This is a genomic window from Pseudomonas laurylsulfatiphila (assembly GCF_002934665.1).
Classification (GTDB): Bacteria; Pseudomonadota; Gammaproteobacteria; order Pseudomonadales; family Pseudomonadaceae; genus Aquipseudomonas; species Aquipseudomonas laurylsulfatiphila.
Genome location: NZ_NIRS01000008.1, coordinates 164,327 through 182,497 on the forward strand (window position 1 = coordinate 164,327; position 18,171 = coordinate 182,497).

The window sequence follows — 18,171 nt, forward strand, 5'->3', positions numbered from 1 at the left end:
GGAAACAGCGCGCGCAGGGCCTGCCGAAAAAGGGGGGCGCGGATTATAGCGGAAATTGCTCAAGGTTTAACCAGTTAATGTGCAGAAGGTTTTGCGCGCACCAAAACGGGTCATTTATTGAAATGAACGCCACATTGTAGGGCGGTATTTTTCGCTTTATGGTGCTTTTCCGCCTGACAGGCGTGAAATTGGGGCAAAAAACCCATGCTGGGGCACTGGCATGCAATTTGCTCCCTTGTGAGGCAGGTTGCCTTGGCAGAGTATTCGCGCCGGCATCACCCACATTTTAGGGCATCCACTACTAGCCCGAAGCCACCCGGAGGACACTATGTCGAAGTCGGTTCAACTCATCAAAGATCATGACGTCAAATGGATTGATCTGCGCTTCACGGACACCAAAGGCACTCAGCACCACGTGACCATGCCGGCTCGCGATGCGCTGGATGACGACTTCTTCGAAGTCGGCAAAATGTTCGACGGTTCCTCCATCGCTGGCTGGAAAGGCATCGAAGCCTCCGACATGATCCTGATGCCGGACGACTCCACCGCTGTTCTGGATCCGTTCACCGAAGAACCGACCCTGATCCTGGTCTGCGACATCATCGAGCCTTCGAGCATGCAAGGCTACGACCGCGACCCACGTGCGATCGCCAAGCGCGCCGAAGAGCACCTGAAAGCCACCGGTATCGGTGACACCGTATTCGCAGGTCCAGAGCCAGAGTTCTTCATCTTTGACCAGGTGAAGTTCAAGTCCGACATTTCCGGTTCCATGTTCAAGATCTACTCCGAACAAGGTTCCTGGATGTCCGACCAGGACATCGAAGGCGGCAACAAGGGCCACCGTCCAGGCGTCAAAGGCGGCTACTTCCCGGTTCCACCGTTCGACCACGACCACGAAATCCGTACCTCCATGTGCAACGCACTGGAAGAAATGGGCCTGACCGTCGAAGTTCACCACCACGAAGTGGCAACTGCCGGCCAGAACGAAATCGGCGTCAAGTTCAACACTCTGGTGAAGAAAGCCGACGAAACCCAAACCCTGAAGTACGTCGTGCACAACGTTGCCGACGCCTACGGCCGCACCGCGACCTTCATGCCTAAGCCACTGTACGGCGACAACGGCTCGGGCATGCACGTGCACATGTCCATCTGGAAAGATGGCAAGAACACCTTCGCAGGCGAAGGCTATGCCGGCCTGTCCGACACCGCCCTGTACTTCATCGGCGGCATCATCAAGCACGGTAAGGCCCTGAACGGCTTCACCAACCCGGCGACCAACTCCTACAAGCGTCTGGTTCCAGGCTTCGAAGCACCAGTGATGCTGGCCTACTCGGCTCGCAACCGTTCCGCTTCGATCCGCATTCCTTACGTGTCGAGCCCGAAAGCCCGCCGTATCGAAGCACGCTTCCCGGATCCGGCTGCCAACCCGTACCTGTGCTTCGCCGCACTGTTGATGGCTGGCCTGGACGGCATCCAGAACAAGATCCACCCTGGCGACGCTGCTGACAAAAACCTGTACGACCTGCCGCCTGAAGAGGCGAAAGAGATTCCACAAGTTTGCGGCAGCCTGAAAGAAGCCCTGGAAGAGCTGGACAAGGGTCGTGCGTTCCTGACCAAAGGCGGCGTTTTCAGCGACGACTTCATCGACGCTTACATCGCCCTGAAAAGCGAAGAAGAAATCAAGGTACGTACCTTCGTACACCCACTGGAATACGAGCTGTACTACAGCTGCTGATCCGGTAGCGCTGCGGCACGCGGCGTGACAGAGGCCTCCTTCGGGAGGCCTTTTTATTGCCAGCGATTCAACGGCTGACGCACATCCCTGTGGGGGCGGGCTTGCCCGCGATGGTCGTTAACGATAACGCGTGTGAACCTGAATAAACGCGGCGCACTGGAGTCCATCGCCAGCAATCGAGCGTCGACCGGCTGCTCCTACAGTTTCCCGGGATTCCGCGAAGAACCTTTTTTATTGCCCGGATGTTTAGCGACTTGGGTTAACCGCTCGGCCTGACCTATGCTGCAACCCAACGCTTTCGCTTCCGGTCGATTCCATGGGTCGTGGTTTTTTCTTCATCCTGCTGCTGATCGCCCTGCCCGCCATGGCGCAGATCTACAAATACACAGACGCCAACGGCGCCACTGCGTACAGCAATCAACCGCCTGACGGCACCAGTGCCCAACCGGTCCACTTGCCGCCCCTCAACAGCATAGAGCGCCAGCCTCCCGGCGAAGCCGCGCCTGCTGCTGAAGCCGCCCGAAATGAGCAGCCCCAAAAACCCTATGAAGTGCTGGAGCTGACCGGCCTACCCAATACCGAAGCTCTGCGCTCCAACAATGGCACCTTCACGATAAACGTACTGATCAAGCCGCGCCTGCAAGGCCCCCATCTAATGCGCCTGCTGCTGGACGATCAACCCTACGGCCAGCCAGTCAATGTGCCGATCCTGCAACTGGTGAACATCGATCGCGGCGAGCATCGCCTCGCCGTGCAAGTGATCGATGGCGAAAACGTTGTGCAGCAGAGCCCCACCGCAACCTTCACCGTGCAACGAGTGCACACGCCTTGAAGGCCTGGCTACTGATCGCCTGCTTCATTGCGCTGCCCACGTCGGCGCAGGTCTTTACTTACCTTGACACCCAAGGCAATCGGGTTTTCACCGACCAGCCCAAACCCGGCAACGCCACGCGTGTCCCGCAGGTGAATAGCAATCGAATGGCGGCCAACCCCACCCCTGCAGCGCCGTCGAATGCAGAAGACAGTCCAGAAGTACAAGCGCCGTTCCACTATGACCTGTTGCGCATCCTGGTTCCGGAACCCGATGCGACCATCCGCAGCAACACCGGTGAAATCATCGTCAGTGCCACCAACGAACCCGCCCTGCAACCCGGTCACCGCTACCGTTTACTGCTCGACGGCCAGCCCACCGCTGAACCCGGCCTGAGCCCGGTGTTCCCGTTGAGCAACATCGATCGCGGCAGCCATACCCTGTCCGTGGAAATCCTCGATGAGCAGGGACGCATCATCGAACGCACCGCCAGCCAACCCTTCCATATGCAGCGCACGTCTCTCGCCCAGAAGCGCAAGATCAAACCCTGCACCCTCGACGACTACGGCCAGCGGCCGGAATGCCCGCTCAACGACAAACCCGCCGAAGAAAAAAATCCTTTCCTGCGACTTTTTTAACCTCATTCAGGTTTGCGCACTATATTGGTGCAACTGTCTGCACCGTACTCACATTCCAACCCATTTTGGTTCGAAATTACCCGTGAAAGCCGGCAGAACGCCACGCAAGCGAGCGTCAAACGCCCGTTTCAGGGCTTTGGCGCTTCTTTTCGGAGCCTTGGTTTACTTTTTGCAACTTCTACTTACCAACACTTGTTTCTTGCGCATGCTCCGCCCCAAAAGAGGTCCCGATGACCATTAGCGACGCACTCCACCGCTTGCTACTCGACAACCTCACCACCGCCACCATTCTGCTCGATGCCGAACTGCGCCTCGAGTACATGAACCCGGCGGCGGAGATGCTACTGGCCATCAGCGGCCAGCGCAGCCATGGGCAGTTCATCAGTGAACTGTTTACAGAATCGACTGAAGCGCTCAACTCCTTGCGCCAGGCTGTCGAACAGGCCCACCCGTTCACCAAGCGCGAAGCCATGCTCACCGCCCTCACCGGCCAGACCCTGACCGTCGACTACGCGGTAACGCCGATTCTGAGCAATGGCGACACCATGCTATTGCTTGAAGTCCACCCTCGCGACCGCTTGCTGCGGATCACCAAGGAAGAAGCACAGCTTTCCAAGCAGGAGACCAGCAAGATGCTAGTGCGCGGGCTCGCCCATGAAATCAAGAACCCCTTGGGCGGGATTCGTGGCGCGGCGCAATTGCTGGCCCGGGAACTGCCGGAAGAAAGCCTGCGCGACTACACCAACGTCATCATCGAAGAAGCCGACCGCCTGCGTAACCTGGTCGATCGCATGCTCGGCTCCAACAAGCTGCCGTCACTGGCCCTGTGTAATGTCCACGAAGTGCTGGAGCGCGTCTGCCAACTGGTGGAAGCCGAAAGCCAGGGTTGCATCACGCTGGTGCGCGACTACGACCCAAGCATTCCCGACGTATTGATCGACCGCGAACAGATGATTCAGGCCGTACTGAACATCGTTCGCAACGCGATGCAGGCCATCAGCAGCCAGAACGAGCTGCGCCTGGGCCGAATCAGCCTGCGCAGCCGTACCATGCGCCAGTTCACCATCGGCCATGTGCGCCATCGCCTGGTGACCAAGATCGAGATCATCGACAACGGTCCGGGCATCCCTGCGGAGCTTCAGGAAACCATCTTCTTTCCCATGGTCAGCGGTCGCCCGGACGGTACCGGGCTCGGCCTGGCCATTACCCAGAACATCATCAGCCAGCACCAGGGCCTGATCGAATGTGACAGCCACCCCGGCCACACCACCTTCTCGATCTTTCTGCCACTGGAACAAGGAGCCACATCGACATGAGCCGTAGTGAAACCGTGTGGATCGTCGATGACGACCGTTCTATCCGTTGGGTCCTGGAAAAAGCCTTGCAACAGGAAGGCATGACCACGCAAAGCTTCGACAGCGCCGATGGCGTGATGAGCCGCCTGGCGCGCCAGCAACCGGACGTGATCATTTCCGACATCCGCATGCCCGGCGCCAGCGGCCTGGACCTTCTGGCGCGGATTCGCGAGCAGCATCCACGACTGCCGGTCATCATCATGACCGCTCATTCCGATCTGGACAGCGCTGTCGCGTCCTATCAGGGCGGCGCCTTCGAATACCTGCCCAAACCGTTCGATGTCGACGAAGCAGTCTCCCTGGTCAAGCGCGCCAACCAGCACGCCCAGGAGCAGCAGGGCCTGGAAGTCGCCCCGACACTGACCCGTACCCCGGAAATCATCGGCGAGGCGCCGGCGATGCAGGAAGTGTTTCGCGCCATTGGTCGACTGAGCCACTCCAACATCACCGTGCTGATCAATGGCGAATCCGGTACCGGTAAAGAGCTGGTGGCCCACGCCTTGCACCGTCACAGCCCGCGCGCCGCTTCGCCGTTCATCGCGCTGAACATGGCGGCGATTCCCAAGGACCTGATGGAATCCGAACTGTTCGGCCACGAAAAAGGCGCGTTCACCGGCGCGGCCAACCTGCGTCGCGGGCGTTTTGAACAGGCGGACGGCGGCACGCTGTTCCTCGATGAAATCGGCGACATGCCCGCCGACACCCAGACCCGCTTGCTGCGGGTGCTGGCCGATGGCGAGTTTTACCGCGTCGGCGGTCATGTGCCGGTGAAGGTCGATGTGCGCATCATTGCCGCGACTCACCAGAACCTGGAAACCCTGGTGCATGCCGGGAAATTCCGTGAGGACTTGTTCCATCGCCTGAATGTGATCCGCATCCACATCCCGCGCCTGTCGGACCGTCGCGAAGACATCCCGACCCTGGCCAAGCACTTCCTCGGCCGCGCCGCGCAAGAACTGGCCGTCGAGCCAAAACTGCTGAAAAACGAAACCGAGGAATACCTGAAGAACCTGCCGTGGCCCGGCAACGTGCGGCAACTGGAGAACACTTGTCGCTGGATCACGGTGATGGCTTCGGGTCGCGAAGTGCACATCGGCGACCTGCCACCGGAGTTGCTGAGCCTGCCGCAGGATTCGGCACCCGTGACCAACTGGGAACAGGCCCTGCGCCAGTGGGCAGACCAGGCGCTGGCCCGCGGCCAGTCGAGCCTGCTCGACAGTGCCGTGCCGGCCTTCGAGCGGATCATGATCGAGACCGCCCTCAAACACACCGCCGGTCGCCGCCGCGATGCCGCCGTTTTGCTGGGTTGGGGGCGTAACACCCTGACGCGCAAGATCAAGGAATTGGGGATGAAGGTGGATGGTGGGGATGATGATGAGGGCGATGAAGGTTAAGTCCGGCTTCGGTATTTAGTCGTCAGTGAAAAGATCGCAGCCTTCGGCAGCTCCTACAGGTGCCGGAGGCTGCGATCTTTTTTTGCCCGGCGTGCACCGACTGGATGCACCGTGAACCGCAATCGCGCACGGCAACCGATCCGAAACCCTACCTGCGTTCACAATCGAACCCCTATCGAAAAAACACGAAAGCCCCGGATTACGGGGCTTTCGACGTTTATACGCGGGTTTCTGTTTCAACTTGTTAAAACCTGGCACGCCCCCTGCAATAACCCTTTCAGGTGATTCAGATCACCGACCCGGTTTCGGGGACCTTGGTACAGGCAGGCCGGGGATTCCCCTCTTTACACCGGGCTCACACCGCAGCCGCGACGAGCCCAGCCGTTTTGGGGCCCTTGATACAGGCAGGTCAGGGGTTCCTTCTTTACACCAGGCTCACACCGCACTCGCGACGAGCCTCCCGTTTCGGGAACCTTGGTACAGGCAGGCCGGGGATTCCCTCTTTTATTGCTCTCGGAGATGGATCTCCAGCCGCCAGCGGTCATCGACCTCGCTACCGGCCCATTCGCCCTGCAGCGGACGGGCTGCCACCAGCGTCAGCAGCAACCCCCCATCACTCAAACGTACCCGCCAGTTCACATCCTTACCGCCAAGCTTGAGCTGGCCTTTCTGCGCCTTGCCCTCGGCGCCAAACAGCAGCGCGACACTGCCGTCGACGATTTCGCCATGGACCTTGGGTTCGTTGTTGAACCACACCACCAGCCCGTCGCCCATCACCTCAACCTGCTGCAACTGGCTCGGGTCTGGCGTGGTCAGGCGACCGATCATCAGCCCGATCATCATCCCGACGATCGCCAGCGAACCCATCACCTGCAGGAATAGTTTCGAACGCACGCCTGCTTGCGGCGTAGAATGCGCGTCATCTTTACCTTCGGAGCCGTGCATGTTTCACGTCATCCTTTTCCAACCAGAAATTCCGCCGAATACCGGCAACGTTATCAGGCTGTGCGCCAACAGTGGCTGCCACCTGCATTTGATCGAGCCGCTGGGCTTCGAGATGGACGACAAGCGCCTGCGCCGCGCCGGCCTCGACTACCACGAGTATGCCACCCTGCAACGTCACGCCGACCTCGCCAGCTGCCTGAAAAGCCTCGGTCATCCACGGCTGTTCGCCTTCACCACCAAGGGCTCGCGGCCATTCCACGATGCCAGCTTCGCCCCTGGCGATGCGTTCTTGTTCGGCCCGGAAAGCCGGGGTTTGCCCGCCGAGGTCCTGGACGCCCTGCCCCCCGAGCAACGCCTGCGCCTGCCGATGCGCGAAGGCTGCCGTAGCCTGAACCTGTCGAATACCGTGGCCGTCGCGGTTTACGAAGCCTGGCGCCAGAACGACTTCAAATAACACCACGACCCAATGTAGGAGCTGCCGAAGGCTGCGATCTTTTGATCTTAAAAATCAAGATCAAAAGATCGCAGCCTTCGGCAGCTCCTACAGGAGGCAGTGCATCCAGCAGTTTGGTTTGCCCCATGAAAAAAGCGCCTTCAGAGGCGCTTTTTTCATGGGGCAAACGAAGCTTTTACTGAACGGTCGGCGTCTCGCCGGCAGCCTGCATGCGTTGCAGCTCTTGCGCGTACAGCGCATCGAAGTTCACCGGGGCCAGCATCAGTGCCGGGAACGAACCGCGGGTCACCAGGCTGTCCAAGGTTTCGCGAGCGTACGGGAACAGGATGTTCGGGCAGAACGCACCCAGGGTGTGGCTCATCGAAGCATCGTCCAGGTTCTTGATCAGGAAGATACCGGCCTGCTGCACTTCAGCGATGAACGCCACTTCGTCACCGTTTTTCACGGTAACCGACAGGGTCAGCACGACTTCGTGGAAGTCCGACTCCAATACCTTTTGACGGGTGTTCAGATCCAGGGCGACGCTCGGCTCCCACTGCTGGCGGAAGATCGCCGGGCTTTTCGGAGCTTCGAAGGACAGGTCACGCACATAAATGCGCTGCAAGGAGAATTGCGGTGCAGTTTCTTCTTCGTTCGCAGCAGTGTTCTGTTGGTCAGTCATCGCAGATCCTTCTTGATCCAGGGTTCTTTTAGGTTTGCTTGTTTGAGGTATTGCCGTCAGGCCCTGAGCAGCACGTCGAGCTTGCCGGCGCGCTCCAGGGCGAACAAATCATCACAACCGCCCACGTGGGTGCTGCCGATCCAGATTTGCGGCACGGAAGTACGTCCGGCCTTCTGGGCCATCGCAGCGCGCACCTGCGGCTTGCCATCGACCTTGATCTCTTCGAAGGCCACGCCTTTGTTCTCGAGCAGGTACTTGGCTCGCGAGCAGTAAGGGCAGTAATCGCTGGAATAGACGACGACGTTGCTCATATCACTTCACCAGCGGCAGATTGTCGGCTTTCCAGCTGGAGATACCGCCGGAAAGCTTGGCGGCGGTGAAGCCGGATTTCATCAATTCGCGGGCGTGAGTGCCGGCAGTCTGGCCCATGGCATCGACCAGGATGATGGTCTTGGCCTTGTGCTTTTCCAGCTCGCCAACGCGGGCGATCAGTTTGTCCTGGGGAATGTTCAGCGCGCCGACAATGTGACCGGCGGCGAAATCCTTGGTTGGACGAATGTCGATCACCACGCCTGCGTCCTTGTTGACCAGGCCGGTCAGTTCGCCAGTGCTCAGGCTACGGCCGCCGCCCTGCATTTGATAGGCAATCAGCAACGCCAGCAGTACGACGAAGATACCGACGAGAATGTAGTGGTTAGTGGCGAATTCAATCAGGTGAGCAACCATCGAAGGAGGTTCCAGGGCGTTAAAATGTCGGCCAGTATACACAGCCACTATGGTGGGCCAAACCCCGTCCGGCGGTGACGTGGCCGGAACTTCGCTTTAAACTGCGACTCCCTTTTCCATCGCCCCTTTTTACTTAAGCCAGAGCGAATTCCATGACTACCACGCCTAAACCTTTGGTCCTGATGATTCTCGACGGCTTCGGTCACAGCGACAACCCCGAATCCAACGCCATTTTCGCGGCGAAGAAGCCTGTACTGGACCGCCTGTGGGCCACCGTGCCGAACGGCCTGATCTCGGGCAGCGGCATGGACGTCGGTCTTCCGGACGGCCAGATGGGCAACTCCGAAGTCGGTCACATGAACCTCGGCGCCGGTCGCGTGGTGTACCAGGACTTCACTCGCGTCACCAAATCGATCCGCGACGGCGAGTTCTTCGAGAACCCGACCATCTGCGCCGCCGTGGACAAAGCCGTCGCCGCCGGCAAAGCCGTGCATTTCATGGGCCTGCTGTCCGATGGCGGCGTGCACAGCCACCAGGATCACTTGATCGCAATGGCCGAACTGGCCTTCAAGCGCGGCGCCGAAAAAATCTACCTGCACGCTTTCCTCGATGGCCGCGACACTCCGCCGAAAAGCGCTGAGTCCTCCATCGAACTGCTCGACGCGACCTTCCAGGCCCTGGGCAAAGGCCGGATCGCCAGCCTGATCGGCCGTTACTACGCCATGGACCGCGACAACCGTTGGGACCGTGTCTCCCAGGCCTACAACCTGATTGTCGATGGCCAGGGCGAGTTCAACGCCGCCACCGCCCAGGAAGGCCTGCAAGCAGCCTACGAGCGCGGCGAGAGCGACGAATTCGTCAAAGCCACCTCCATCGGTGAGCCGGTAAAAGTCGAAGACGGCGATGCCGTGGTGTTCATGAACTTCCGCGCCGACCGCGCCCGCGAGCTGACTCGCGTGTTCGTCGAAGACAACTTCAGTGAGTTCGAGCGTGCCCGCCAGCCGAAACTGGCCGGTTTCGTCATGCTGACCCAATACGCCGCGAGCATCCCTGCGCCGTCGGCTTTCGCTGCCGGCAGCCTGGAAAACGTGCTGGGCGACTACCTGGCGAAAAACGGCAAGACCCAGCTGCGCATCGCCGAAACCGAAAAATACGCCCACGTGACCTTCTTCTTCTCCGGCGGCCGCGAAGAACCGTTCCCGGGAGAAGAACGCATCCTGATTCCGTCGCCAAAAGTCGCCACCTATGACTTGCAGCCGGAAATGAGCGCACCGGAAGTCACCGACCGCATCGTCGACGCCATCGAAAACCAGCGTTACGACGTGATCGTGGTCAACTACGCCAACGGCGACATGGTCGGCCACAGCGGCGTGTTCGAAGCGGCGGTCAAGGCCGTCGAATGCCTTGACCTGTGCGTGGGCCGCATCGTCGATGCCCTGGAAAAAGTCGGCGGCGAAGCCTTGATCACCGCCGACCATGGCAACGTCGAGCAAATGTCCGATGCAACCACCGGCCAGGCGCACACTGCACACACCACCGAGCCGGTGCCGTTCATCTATGTCGGCAAGCGCGACCTGAAGGTCCGCGAAGGCGGCGTGCTGGCGGACGTGGCGCCAACCATGCTGAAGCTGTTGGGCCTTGAGCAACCGGCGGAAATGACCGGGACTTCGATTCTGGTCTGATCGGATTTCCAAAACGCAACAAAATCTGTGGGAGCGAGCTTGCTCGCGATAGCAATCTGACAGCCAACATCTATGTTGAATGATCGGACGCCATCGCGAGCAAGCTCGCTCCCACAGTGGTTTTTGGAGTTTTTGAAATGGAATTCAGTCTGTCGCTTGCTCCAGTCATCACACAGTCAGAAATGGGCATTTTTTTTGCCGCCCATGGCGGGCATACTAGGCCGTCCCTTTCCCTGGTGCCGCCCGCCCCTATGCTTCGCGTCCTGATAGCCCTAGCTCTGACTTGCCTGCTCCAACCGGCCTTTGCTGACGAGCGCGCAGACACCCAACAACAGTTGGACGCCACGCGTCAGGACATTGCCGAGCTGAAGAAGCTGCTGGGCAAGCTGCAGGAAGAAAAATCCGGCGTGCAGAAAGAGCTCAAGGGCACCGAAACCGAAATGGGCAAGCTCGAGAAGCAGGTCGACGCCCTGCAAAAAGAGCTGAAGAAAAGCGAAGCCGAGCTGCAGCGACTCGATGCGGAGAAAAAAAAACTCCAGAGCGCGCGCATTGAACAGCAACGACTGATCGCCATTCAGGCCCGAGCGGCCTACCAGAACGGTCGTCAGGAATACCTCAAGCTGCTGCTCAACCAGCAGAATCCGGAAAGATTCGCCCGCACCCTCACCTATTACGACTACCTGAGCCAGGCTCGCCTGGAGCAGTTGAAGAATTTCAACGAAACCCTGCGCCAACTGTCCAATGTCGAGAAAGACATCGCCATGCAGCAGGCGCAACTGCTGGTGCAGCAAAGCAGCCTCGACACCCAGCGTGACGAGCTCGAGAAAGTCCGCAAGGAGCGCCAGCAAGTCCTGGCCAAGCTCAATGACGACGTAAAGGCTCGCGATCAGAAACTGGCGGCGCGCGAGCAGGATCAGGCAGACCTGTCTAAAGTCCTTAAAACCATTGAAGAAACCCTGGCCCGCCAGGCCCGTGAGGCAGAAGAAGCGCGACAAAAAGCGCTGATTGCCCAGCAGGAAGCCGAAAAAAAGCGTTTACGTGAGGCCCAGGCGCAGGCAGATGCCAGCGACGACGCCCCACGCAAACCGGTCAGATCGACACCTGGCGCACTGGTTTCCAGTTCCGGCGAGACCTTTGGTGGTCCGTTTGCGTCAACCCGCGGCAAACTTCCCTGGCCTGTCGATGGTCGACTGCTGGCGCGCTACGGTGAAAGCCGTGGCGACGATGCCCGGACCAAGTGGGATGGCGTGATGATCGGCGCTTCTGCCGGCAGTGCGGTGCGTGCCGTACACGGTGGTCGCGTGGTGTTCGCCGACTGGTTGCGCGGCGCCGGGCTGCTGGTGATTCTCGACCACGGCAATGGTTATTTGAGTCTGTACGGTCACAACCAGACGCTGCTCAAGTCTGCGGGTGACGTTGTAAAAGCCGGTGAGCCTATTTCCACTGTCGGTAACAGTGGCGGGCAGGACACACCAGCGCTGTATTTCGCAATTCGTCAGCAGGGTCACCCGAGTGACCCTGCGCAATGGTGCCACGCGCAAGGATAGGCGTTGAGTCACCAACATTAGGAGTTCGTTCGACATGCTGCATTTGTCCCGCCTTACCTCGCTGGCCCTGACGATCGCCCTGGTGATCGGCGCGCCTCTGGCGTTTGCCGCTCAACCGGCCCCGGCGGTTGCGCCGGCGGGCACTGCTGCGACCACCAAGGCGCCACTGCCGCTGGATGAGTTGCGCACCTTTGCCGAGGTGATGGACCGGATCAAGGCCGCTTATGTCGAACCGGTGGACGACAAGACCCTGCTGGAAAACGCCATCAAGGGCATGCTCAGTAACCTCGACCCGCATTCGGCTTACCTCGGCCCTGAAGATTTCGCCGAGTTGCAGGAAAGCACCAGCGGTGAATTCGGTGGCCTGGGCATTGAAGTCGGCGCCGAAGACGGCTTCATCAAGGTGGTGTCGCCGATTGACGACACCCCAGCTTCCAAGGCCGGCATTCAGGCCGGCGACTTCATCGTCAAGATCAACGGCCAGCCCACCCGCGGCCAGAGCATGACCGAAGCCGTCGACAAGATGCGCGGCAAGATCGGCCAGAAAATCACCCTGACCCTGGTGCGCGACGGCGGCACGCCGTTCGACGTGACCCTGTCCCGCGCCGTCATCCAGGTGAAGAGCGTGAAGAGCCAGCTGCTGGAATCGGGCTACGGCTACATCCGCATCACCCAGTTCCAGGTCAAGACCGGTGAAGAGGTTTCCAAGGCGCTGGCCAAGCTGCGCAAGGAGAACGGCAAGAAGCTCAAAGGCATCATCCTTGACCTGCGCAACAACCCGGGCGGGGTGTTGCAGGCGGCGGTGGAAGTGGTCGACCACTTCATCACCAAGGGCCTGATCGTCTACACCAAGGGCCGCATCGCCAACTCCGAGCTGCGTTTCTCTGCCACCGGCAAGGACGAAAGCGAAGCCGTGCCAATGGTCGTGCTGATCAACGGCGGCAGCGCCTCGGCATCGGAAATTGTCGCCGGCGCCCTGCAGGACCAGAAGCGCGCCGTGGTGATGGGCACCACCAGTTTCGGCAAGGGCTCGGTGCAAACCGTGCTGCCGCTGAACAATGATCGCGCATTGAAGATCACCACGGCGCTGTATTACACGCCGAACGGCCGCTCCATTCAGGCCCAGGGCATCGTCCCGGACATCGAAGTGCGCAAGGCCAAGATCACCAGCGAGCAGGACAACGACTACTTCAAGGAAGCCGACTTGCAGGGTCACCTGGGCAACGGCAACGGCGGTGCGGACAAACCGACCGGCTCCAGCAAGGCCAAGCCGATGCCACAGGACGATGATTACCAACTGGCCCAGGCCCTGAGCCTGCTCAAAGGGCTGAGCATCACGTCCGGCCGTTGAGGATGCGCCTGCGGTACATTCTCGGTCTGCTTTGCTGTTTGGCGGGTGTTGTTCACGCAACGCCCGCCTCGACCACCCCGCAAAAAGCCTACCTGACCCTGATCATCGATGACCTGGGGCAGAACCTGCCTAGGGATCGCCGCGTGTTGGCCCTGCCCGGCCCGGTGACCACGGCGATCATGCCCGACACGCCTCACGCCACCGAATTCGCCCGCGAAGCCCATCGCGCCGGAAAAATCGTCATTCTGCACATGCCCATGGATCCGGCCACCGGACCGTTCGCCTGGCATCCCGAATTGCCTATCGATGAGCTGGAAAAGCGCCTGAACGCCGCCTTCAAAATGGTCCCGTACACCAGCGGCATCAACAATCACATGGGCAGCCGCATGACCGCACAACCCGCGGCCATGGCCTGGTTGATGGCAGACTTGCAACAACGGCACAAATTCTTCGTCGACAGCCGCACCAGCGCCCAGACCGTGGCCGCGGCCGAAGCGCAGAAGATCGGCCTGGCCAGCGTTTCACGGGATGTGTTTCTCGACGATGAACGAACCGAAGCAGCGATCTTCAGCCAGTTGCAGACAGCGATCAGCCTCGCGCGCAAGCAGGGTTCGGCGGTGATGATCGGGCATCCGTATCCACAGACGCTCGCGGTGCTGGAGCGGGAGTTGCCGAAGCTGAAGGCTCAGGGCATCGAGTGGATTGATATCCGGCAGATGATCAGTGTGCGCGGTAATCGGGCGACTGCGGCGCATGGCAAGGATGGCGTTTACCGCTAACTCGCTACACCACTGTGGGAGCGAGCCTGCTCGCGAAGGGGCCATAACAGTCGATGCTTATGTTGACTTTCAAACCGCTTTCGCGAGCAGGCTCGCTCCCACATTGAATTGTGCCGGGCACAGGACTTGGCGATTGGATTTAGAGATACCGCGCCATGATCTCGTCGACCTTGCCTTCCTTGCGCATCTGGTCCAGCGCCGCCTGGAGCTTGGCCACCGTCTCGTCCGGCACGTCCTTGTTCAGTGCCAGGTACAGTTCGGCACTGTTGAAACGCAGTACGGTTTTCAACCCGTTGACCCCTTCCTGACGCGCCAGGTAGCGCCCGGCCGGGTCACCGGTGGCCCACAGGTCAATCTGCCCGTTGACCAGTTTTTTCGCGTTGTCCTGATCGCGCAGTACAACAATCGGATTGAGCCCCTGCTTGGCCAGCGTCTCGGCAATCGCGTCGCCCTTGTAGGCGCCGATCTTGTACTTGCGCGCATCATTCAAGGTTTCGAGGGTGATCTTGCTGTCAGCCTTGGCCAGCATGATCCAGTCGTCCGGGCCGATTGGGCCGACCCATTTGAACAGCTTCTCGCGATCCGGTAACCGCGCCATGACGAACACGCCATAGCCGGGTTTTTCCAGGGTGAGTTTGTAGATTCGCTCCCAAGGGAAACGCAGGGTCAGGCTGTAGGTAATGTTGGCGCGCTTGAATATCTCGCGGACGATATCGGTGGCGATGCCATCGATGTTCTCGTCCTGAGCGAAGTTCTTGCCATTCTTCGCCATGTTGTAGGGCGGGAAGTTTTCAGTCAGCAACACCATGTCGGTGTCGGGGCTGTCTTTTGCGTGTGCTCCGTTGATGAACAACAGAGAAGCGCTGGCAAGGACGAGAAGAAAGCGTTTAAGCATGTCTGGCTACCGAAATCCATGGCGTGCCCAAGAGTGCCTTGGGCACGCCATGATGTCCACTGGCCTGCATTGGTTTATTCAGCGCATCACAATTCCGCGATGGGCCATATAAGCCTTGGCTTCCTGCACGGTGTATTCGCCGAAGTGGAAAATACTCGCCGCCAGAACCGCGCTGGCGTGACCTTCGATAATGCCGTCGGCCAGGTGTTGCAGGTTGCCGACGCCACCGGAAGCGATCACCGGAATGCCCAGCGCATCGCTGATGGCGCGGGTGACGCCCAGGTCGAAACCGTTTTTCATGCCGTCCTGGTCCATGCTGGTCAGCAGGATCTCGCCGGCACCCAGGCCTTCCATTTTCTTCGCCCATTCGACAGCGTCGAGACCGGTTGGCTTGCGCCCACCGTGGGTGAAGATTTCCCAGCGCGGGGTTTCGCCCGGCCCGGAAACCTTCTTCGCGTCGATCGCGACCACGATGCACTGCGAACCGAAATGCTGCGCGGCTTCGCCGACGAACTCAGGGTTGAACACCGCTGCGGTGTTGATCGAAACCTTGTCCGCGCCGGCATTGAGCAGGTTGCGGATGTCCTGCACGGTACGCACGCCACCGCCCACGGTCAGCGGGATGAACACCTGGCTGGCCATGCGCTCGACGGTGTGCAGCGTGGTGTCGCGGCCATCGACGCTGGCAGTGATGTCGAGAAAGGTAATCTCGTCGGCGCCCTGCTCGTCATAGCGACGGGCGATTTCCACCGGGTCGCCGGCGTCGCGGATGTTTTCGAATTTCACACCCTTGACCACCCGGCCGTTGTCCACGTCCAGGCAAGGGATGATGCGTTTGGCCAGCGCCATGATCAGTCCTCAGCCTTTGTACGAATCGCAGAAAGCTTGCGCTTCGGCGACATCGAGGGTGCCTTCGTAAATCGCACGGCCGGTGATTGCGCCGATGATGCCCGGCGCCTTGGCGTCGAGCAGGGTCTTGATGTCGCCCAGGTTGTGGATCCCGCCGGAAGCGATCACCGGGATCTTCGTTGCAGCAGCCAGCGCCGCGGTGAACGGGACGTTGCAGCCCTGCATCATGCCGTCTTTGGCGATGTCGGTATAAACGATGGCGGAAACGCCGTCGGCTTCGAACTGCTTGGCCAGGTCGATCACCTGGATGGTGCTGATTTCAGCCCAGCCGTCGGTGGCGACGAAACCGTCCTTGGCGTCCAGGCCGACGATCACCTTGCCCGGGAACGCACGGCAGGCTTCGGCAACGAAAGCCGGATCTTTCACGGCCTTGGTGCCGATGATCACGTAGCTAACGCCCGCTTTCACGTAGTGCTCGATGGTTTCCAGGGAGCGGATACCGCCGCCGATCTGGATCGGCAGGTTCGGGTAGCGTTTGGCGATGGCGGTGACCACTTCGCCGTTGACCGGCTGGCCTTCGAATGCGCCGTTCAGGTCGACCAGATGCAGACGGCGGCAACCGCCCTCCACCCACTTGGCAGCCATGCTCACCGGGTCATCGGAGAACACTGTGGAATCTTCCATGCGGCCCTGGCGCAGACGAACACAGGCACCGTCTTTAAGATCGATAGCGGGAATAATCAGCATCTGGCAAACCTTCAAATTTGAATGTTCAGCTTGGCTCGGAAATCAGTTTTTCTCGAGCGCCCACAGGTCGCTTTCTATGCTTTCGAACCTCTCTTTGAGGTGCGCCTGCACATCGAAAATCGCCCTGTTGTAATAGTGCGGAGCAATTTCACGGGTAAACAGCTCAAGAATCTCCGCCGCCTCGAAAGAGCCGAGGTCGAGTTCAAAGCGGTCTTCCATGAAACGCTTGATCTTGCGATTGGCCTCGCTCTCCTGCTCGGGAGTGAGGGTCAGAATCGGCGGTTTCTTCTTGACGGCCATTTACCAGCGACCGTCCCACGCAGCGAAGTTCTGCAGCAACTGCAGGCCATGGGTATGGCTTTTCTCCGGGTGGAACTGCACGGCGAAACGCGAGCCTTCGGCCAGCGCCGCGGCGAAATCGACACCGTAGTGACCGCCACCCACTACCTGACGCGCATTGGCGGCGGCGATGTAGTAGCTGTGCACGAAATAGAAACGCGCCAGGTCAGGAATGTCGTGCCACAGCGGGTGACTGACCTTCTGCTTCACTTCGTTCCAGCCCATGTGCGGGACTTTCAGGTGCTCGCCGTCCTCGACCAGATCCTTGCCGAAGAACTTCACCGCGCCCGGGAACAGGCCGATGCAGTCGACGCCATCGTTCTCTTCGCTGGTGTCGAGCAAGGCTTGCATGCCCACACAGATGCCGAGGAACGGACGGTCTTGGCTGACTTCACGCACCAGCGAATCGAAGCCGAGGCGACGGATCTCCGCCATGCAATCGCGAATGGCGCCGACGCCGGGGAAAACCACCCGGTCGGCTTCGCGAATCACGTTGGCATCGCTGGTGATCAGCACCTTGCCGGCACCGACGTGCTCGAGGGCCTTGGCCACCGAGTGCAGGTTGCCCATGCCGTAATCGATAACCGCGACTGTCTGCATTACAGGACGCCCTTGGTCGAAGGCATTTGCCCGGCCATGCGGTCATCGAGCTCGACGGCCATGCGCAGGGCGCGACCGAAAGCCTTGAACACGGTTTCGATCTGGTGGTGGGTGTTGTGCCCACGCAGATTGTCGATGTGCAAGGTGACGTTGGCGTGGTTGACGAAGCCCTGGAAGAATTCCTGGAACAGGTCAACGTCGAAGCCACCGACGGTGGCACGGGTGTAGGGAACATGCATCTGCAGGCCTGGACGGCCGGAGAAATCGATCACCACGCGCGACAGCGCTTCATCGAGCGGCACGTAGGCGTGACCGTAGCGACGGATGCCTTTCTTGTCGCCGATGGCTTTGGTGAAGGCCTGGCCGAGGGTGATACCGACGTCTTCCACAGTGTGGTGGTCATCGATATGCAGGTCGCCCTTGCTGACAATATCCAGGTCGATCAGCCCGTGACGGGCGATCTGGTCCAGCATGTGCTCAAGAAAAGGTACACCGATATCGAATCGGGCCTTTCCGGTGCCATCGAGGTTGATCGAGGCTTTGATCTGGGTTTCCAGAGTGTCGCGCTCGACAGACGCCTTACGTTCGGCCATCACCAGCTCCGCAAAATCATTGGGCGAAAAAGGCAGCCATTATAGGCGTGCGGGCGCCAAACAGAAACAC

Annotated in this window: 20 protein-coding genes; 10 read left to right on the top strand and 10 right to left on the bottom strand. The window is 59.9% G+C overall.

Features of this window, described 5'->3' with window-relative positions; all coding sequences use genetic code 11:
- Positions 1-328: 328 nt before the first annotated feature.
- The 5 genes from glnA (at position 329) to ntrC (ending at position 5,933) form a co-directional block, all read left to right on the top strand.
- A complete protein-coding gene (glnA, locus tag CD175_RS27200; protein ID WP_007970634.1) occupies positions 329-1,735 on the top strand; it encodes a glutamate--ammonia ligase in 1,407 nt (468 codons plus the stop codon).
- A 316-nt stretch (positions 1,736-2,051) separates the two neighbouring features.
- A complete protein-coding gene (locus CD175_RS27205) occupies positions 2,052-2,567 on the top strand; it encodes a DUF4124 domain-containing protein (protein ID WP_104451147.1) in 516 nt (171 codons plus the stop codon).
- Positions 2,564-3,184: a DUF4124 domain-containing protein gene (locus CD175_RS27210; protein WP_104451148.1), complete on the top strand. Its 621-nt coding sequence runs from the start codon at positions 2,564-2,566 to the stop codon at positions 3,182-3,184. Before CD175_RS27205 ends, CD175_RS27210 begins: the two co-directional genes overlap by 4 nt.
- Positions 3,185-3,414: 230 nt before the next feature.
- Positions 3,415-4,500: a nitrogen regulation protein NR(II) gene (glnL, locus tag CD175_RS27215; RefSeq protein ID WP_007970636.1), complete on the top strand. Its 1,086-nt coding sequence runs from the start codon at positions 3,415-3,417 to the stop codon at positions 4,498-4,500.
- A complete protein-coding gene (gene ntrC, locus CD175_RS27220; protein ID WP_104451149.1) occupies positions 4,497-5,933 on the top strand; it encodes a nitrogen regulation protein NR(I) in 1,437 nt (478 codons plus the stop codon). Before glnL ends, ntrC begins: the two co-directional genes overlap by 4 nt.
- 504 nt (positions 5,934-6,437) lie before the next feature.
- On the opposite strand, the gene CD175_RS27225 is transcribed toward ntrC, so the two are convergent.
- Positions 6,438-6,878 (bottom strand): hypothetical protein, encoded by a 441-nt coding sequence (locus tag CD175_RS27225; protein WP_104451150.1) that lies wholly within the window; start codon positions 6,876-6,878, stop codon positions 6,438-6,440.
- On the opposite strand from CD175_RS27225, the gene CD175_RS27230 reads away from it, so the two are divergent.
- Positions 6,877-7,332 (top strand): tRNA (cytidine(34)-2'-O)-methyltransferase, encoded by a 456-nt coding sequence (locus CD175_RS27230; protein WP_104451151.1) that lies wholly within the window; start codon positions 6,877-6,879, stop codon positions 7,330-7,332. The two genes, CD175_RS27225 and CD175_RS27230, sit on opposite strands and share 2 nt — an antisense overlap.
- Positions 7,333-7,507: 175 nt before the next feature.
- Here the strand turns inward: CD175_RS27230 and secB are convergent, their stop codons facing one another.
- From secB to CD175_RS27250, 3 genes are read right to left on the bottom strand one after another with little or no spacing between them, the layout of a single operon-like run.
- Positions 7,508-7,993, bottom strand: a complete 486-nt coding sequence (gene secB / locus CD175_RS27240) for a protein-export chaperone SecB (RefSeq protein WP_104451152.1) — start codon at positions 7,991-7,993, stop codon at positions 7,508-7,510.
- A gap of 56 nt (positions 7,994-8,049) precedes the next feature.
- The gene (gene grxC, locus CD175_RS27245) at positions 8,050-8,304 is read right to left on the bottom strand and encodes a glutaredoxin 3 (protein WP_104451153.1); all 255 of its coding nucleotides are present in this window, start codon (positions 8,302-8,304) and stop codon (positions 8,050-8,052) included.
- Between the two features lies 1 nt (position 8,305).
- Positions 8,306-8,719 carry a rhodanese-like domain-containing protein gene (locus CD175_RS27250; RefSeq protein ID WP_007972742.1) on the bottom strand — a complete coding sequence of 138 codons (414 nt, stop codon included), beginning with the start codon at positions 8,717-8,719 and terminating at the stop codon, positions 8,306-8,308.
- A gap of 152 nt (positions 8,720-8,871) precedes the next feature.
- Between CD175_RS27250 and gpmI the strand changes: the two genes are divergently transcribed.
- From gpmI to CD175_RS27270, 4 genes are all read left to right on the top strand, one after another.
- Positions 8,872-10,401: a 2,3-bisphosphoglycerate-independent phosphoglycerate mutase gene (gene gpmI / locus CD175_RS27255; RefSeq protein ID WP_104451154.1), complete on the top strand. Its 1,530-nt coding sequence runs from the start codon at positions 8,872-8,874 to the stop codon at positions 10,399-10,401.
- Positions 10,402-10,652: 251 nt separating this feature from the next.
- Positions 10,653-11,948, top strand: coding sequence for a murein hydrolase activator EnvC family protein (locus CD175_RS27260; protein ID WP_104451155.1), 1,296 nt, complete (start codon positions 10,653-10,655; stop codon positions 11,946-11,948).
- 34 nt (positions 11,949-11,982) lie between these two features.
- Complete coding sequence (locus CD175_RS27265) at positions 11,983-13,299, top strand: S41 family peptidase (protein WP_007972748.1); 1,317 nt, start codon at positions 11,983-11,985, stop codon at positions 13,297-13,299.
- A 2-nt stretch (positions 13,300-13,301) separates the two neighbouring features.
- A complete protein-coding gene (locus CD175_RS27270) occupies positions 13,302-14,078 on the top strand; it encodes a divergent polysaccharide deacetylase family protein (RefSeq protein WP_104451156.1) in 777 nt (258 codons plus the stop codon).
- A 139-nt stretch (positions 14,079-14,217) separates the two neighbouring features.
- Here CD175_RS27270 and CD175_RS27275 read toward each other — a convergent pair whose 3' ends face one another.
- The 6 genes from CD175_RS27275 to hisB form a co-directional block, all read right to left on the bottom strand.
- Entirely contained in the window at positions 14,218-14,973 is a 756-nt protein-coding gene (locus CD175_RS27275; RefSeq protein WP_015093077.1) for a substrate-binding periplasmic protein, read from the bottom strand.
- 78 nt (positions 14,974-15,051) lie between these two features.
- Positions 15,052-15,822, bottom strand: a complete 771-nt coding sequence (hisF, locus tag CD175_RS27280) for an imidazole glycerol phosphate synthase subunit HisF (protein ID WP_007972752.1) — start codon at positions 15,820-15,822, stop codon at positions 15,052-15,054.
- 9 nt (positions 15,823-15,831) lie between these two features.
- Positions 15,832-16,569: a 1-(5-phosphoribosyl)-5-[(5-phosphoribosylamino)methylideneamino]imidazole-4-carboxamide isomerase gene (gene hisA, locus CD175_RS27285; protein ID WP_007972753.1), complete on the bottom strand. Its 738-nt coding sequence runs from the start codon at positions 16,567-16,569 to the stop codon at positions 15,832-15,834.
- Between the two features lie 42 nt (positions 16,570-16,611).
- Positions 16,612-16,869 (bottom strand): DUF2164 domain-containing protein, encoded by a 258-nt coding sequence (locus CD175_RS27290; RefSeq protein WP_007989200.1) that lies wholly within the window; start codon positions 16,867-16,869, stop codon positions 16,612-16,614.
- A complete protein-coding gene (gene hisH / locus CD175_RS27295; protein ID WP_007972757.1) occupies positions 16,870-17,508 on the bottom strand; it encodes an imidazole glycerol phosphate synthase subunit HisH in 639 nt (212 codons plus the stop codon).
- Entirely contained in the window at positions 17,508-18,101 is a 594-nt protein-coding gene (gene hisB, locus CD175_RS27300; protein WP_003186751.1) for an imidazoleglycerol-phosphate dehydratase HisB, read from the bottom strand. Before hisB ends, hisH begins: the two co-directional genes overlap by 1 nt.
- Between the last annotated feature and the right edge of the window lie 70 nt (positions 18,102-18,171).

Excerpts from the sequence above, each read along its gene's own strand:
- glnA (WP_007970634.1), top strand. The coding sequence starts at position 329 with ATGTCGAAGTCGGTTCAACTCATCAAAGATCATGACGTCAAATGGATT.
- CD175_RS27205 (WP_104451147.1), top strand. The coding sequence starts at position 2,052 with ATGGGTCGTGGTTTTTTCTTCATCCTGCTGCTGATCGCCCTGCCCGCC.
- glnL (WP_007970636.1), top strand. The coding sequence starts at position 3,415 with ATGACCATTAGCGACGCACTCCACCGCTTGCTACTCGACAACCTCACC.
- ntrC (WP_104451149.1), top strand. The coding sequence starts at position 4,497 with ATGAGCCGTAGTGAAACCGTGTGGATCGTCGATGACGACCGTTCTATC.
- CD175_RS27230 (WP_104451151.1), top strand. The coding sequence starts at position 6,877 with ATGTTTCACGTCATCCTTTTCCAACCAGAAATTCCGCCGAATACCGGC.
- CD175_RS27225 (WP_104451150.1), bottom strand. The coding sequence starts at position 6,878 with ATGCACGGCTCCGAAGGTAAAGATGACGCGCATTCTACGCCGCAAGCA.
- secB (WP_104451152.1), bottom strand. The coding sequence starts at position 7,993 with ATGACTGACCAACAGAACACTGCTGCGAACGAAGAAGAAACTGCACCG.
- grxC (WP_104451153.1), bottom strand. The coding sequence starts at position 8,304 with ATGAGCAACGTCGTCGTCTATTCCAGCGATTACTGCCCTTACTGCTCG.
- CD175_RS27250 (WP_007972742.1), bottom strand. The coding sequence starts at position 8,719 with ATGGTTGCTCACCTGATTGAATTCGCCACTAACCACTACATTCTCGTC.
- gpmI (WP_104451154.1), top strand. The coding sequence starts at position 8,872 with ATGACTACCACGCCTAAACCTTTGGTCCTGATGATTCTCGACGGCTTC.
- CD175_RS27260 (WP_104451155.1), top strand. The coding sequence starts at position 10,653 with ATGCTTCGCGTCCTGATAGCCCTAGCTCTGACTTGCCTGCTCCAACCG.
- CD175_RS27265 (WP_007972748.1), top strand. The coding sequence starts at position 11,983 with ATGCTGCATTTGTCCCGCCTTACCTCGCTGGCCCTGACGATCGCCCTG.
- CD175_RS27270 (WP_104451156.1), top strand. The coding sequence starts at position 13,302 with ATGCGCCTGCGGTACATTCTCGGTCTGCTTTGCTGTTTGGCGGGTGTT.
- CD175_RS27275 (WP_015093077.1), bottom strand. The coding sequence starts at position 14,973 with ATGCTTAAACGCTTTCTTCTCGTCCTTGCCAGCGCTTCTCTGTTGTTC.
- hisF (WP_007972752.1), bottom strand. The coding sequence starts at position 15,822 with ATGGCGCTGGCCAAACGCATCATCCCTTGCCTGGACGTGGACAACGGC.
- hisA (WP_007972753.1), bottom strand. The coding sequence starts at position 16,569 with ATGCTGATTATTCCCGCTATCGATCTTAAAGACGGTGCCTGTGTTCGT.
- CD175_RS27290 (WP_007989200.1), bottom strand. The coding sequence starts at position 16,869 with ATGGCCGTCAAGAAGAAACCGCCGATTCTGACCCTCACTCCCGAGCAG.
- hisH (WP_007972757.1), bottom strand. The coding sequence starts at position 17,508 with ATGCAGACAGTCGCGGTTATCGATTACGGCATGGGCAACCTGCACTCG.
- hisB (WP_003186751.1), bottom strand. The coding sequence starts at position 18,101 with ATGGCCGAACGTAAGGCGTCTGTCGAGCGCGACACTCTGGAAACCCAG.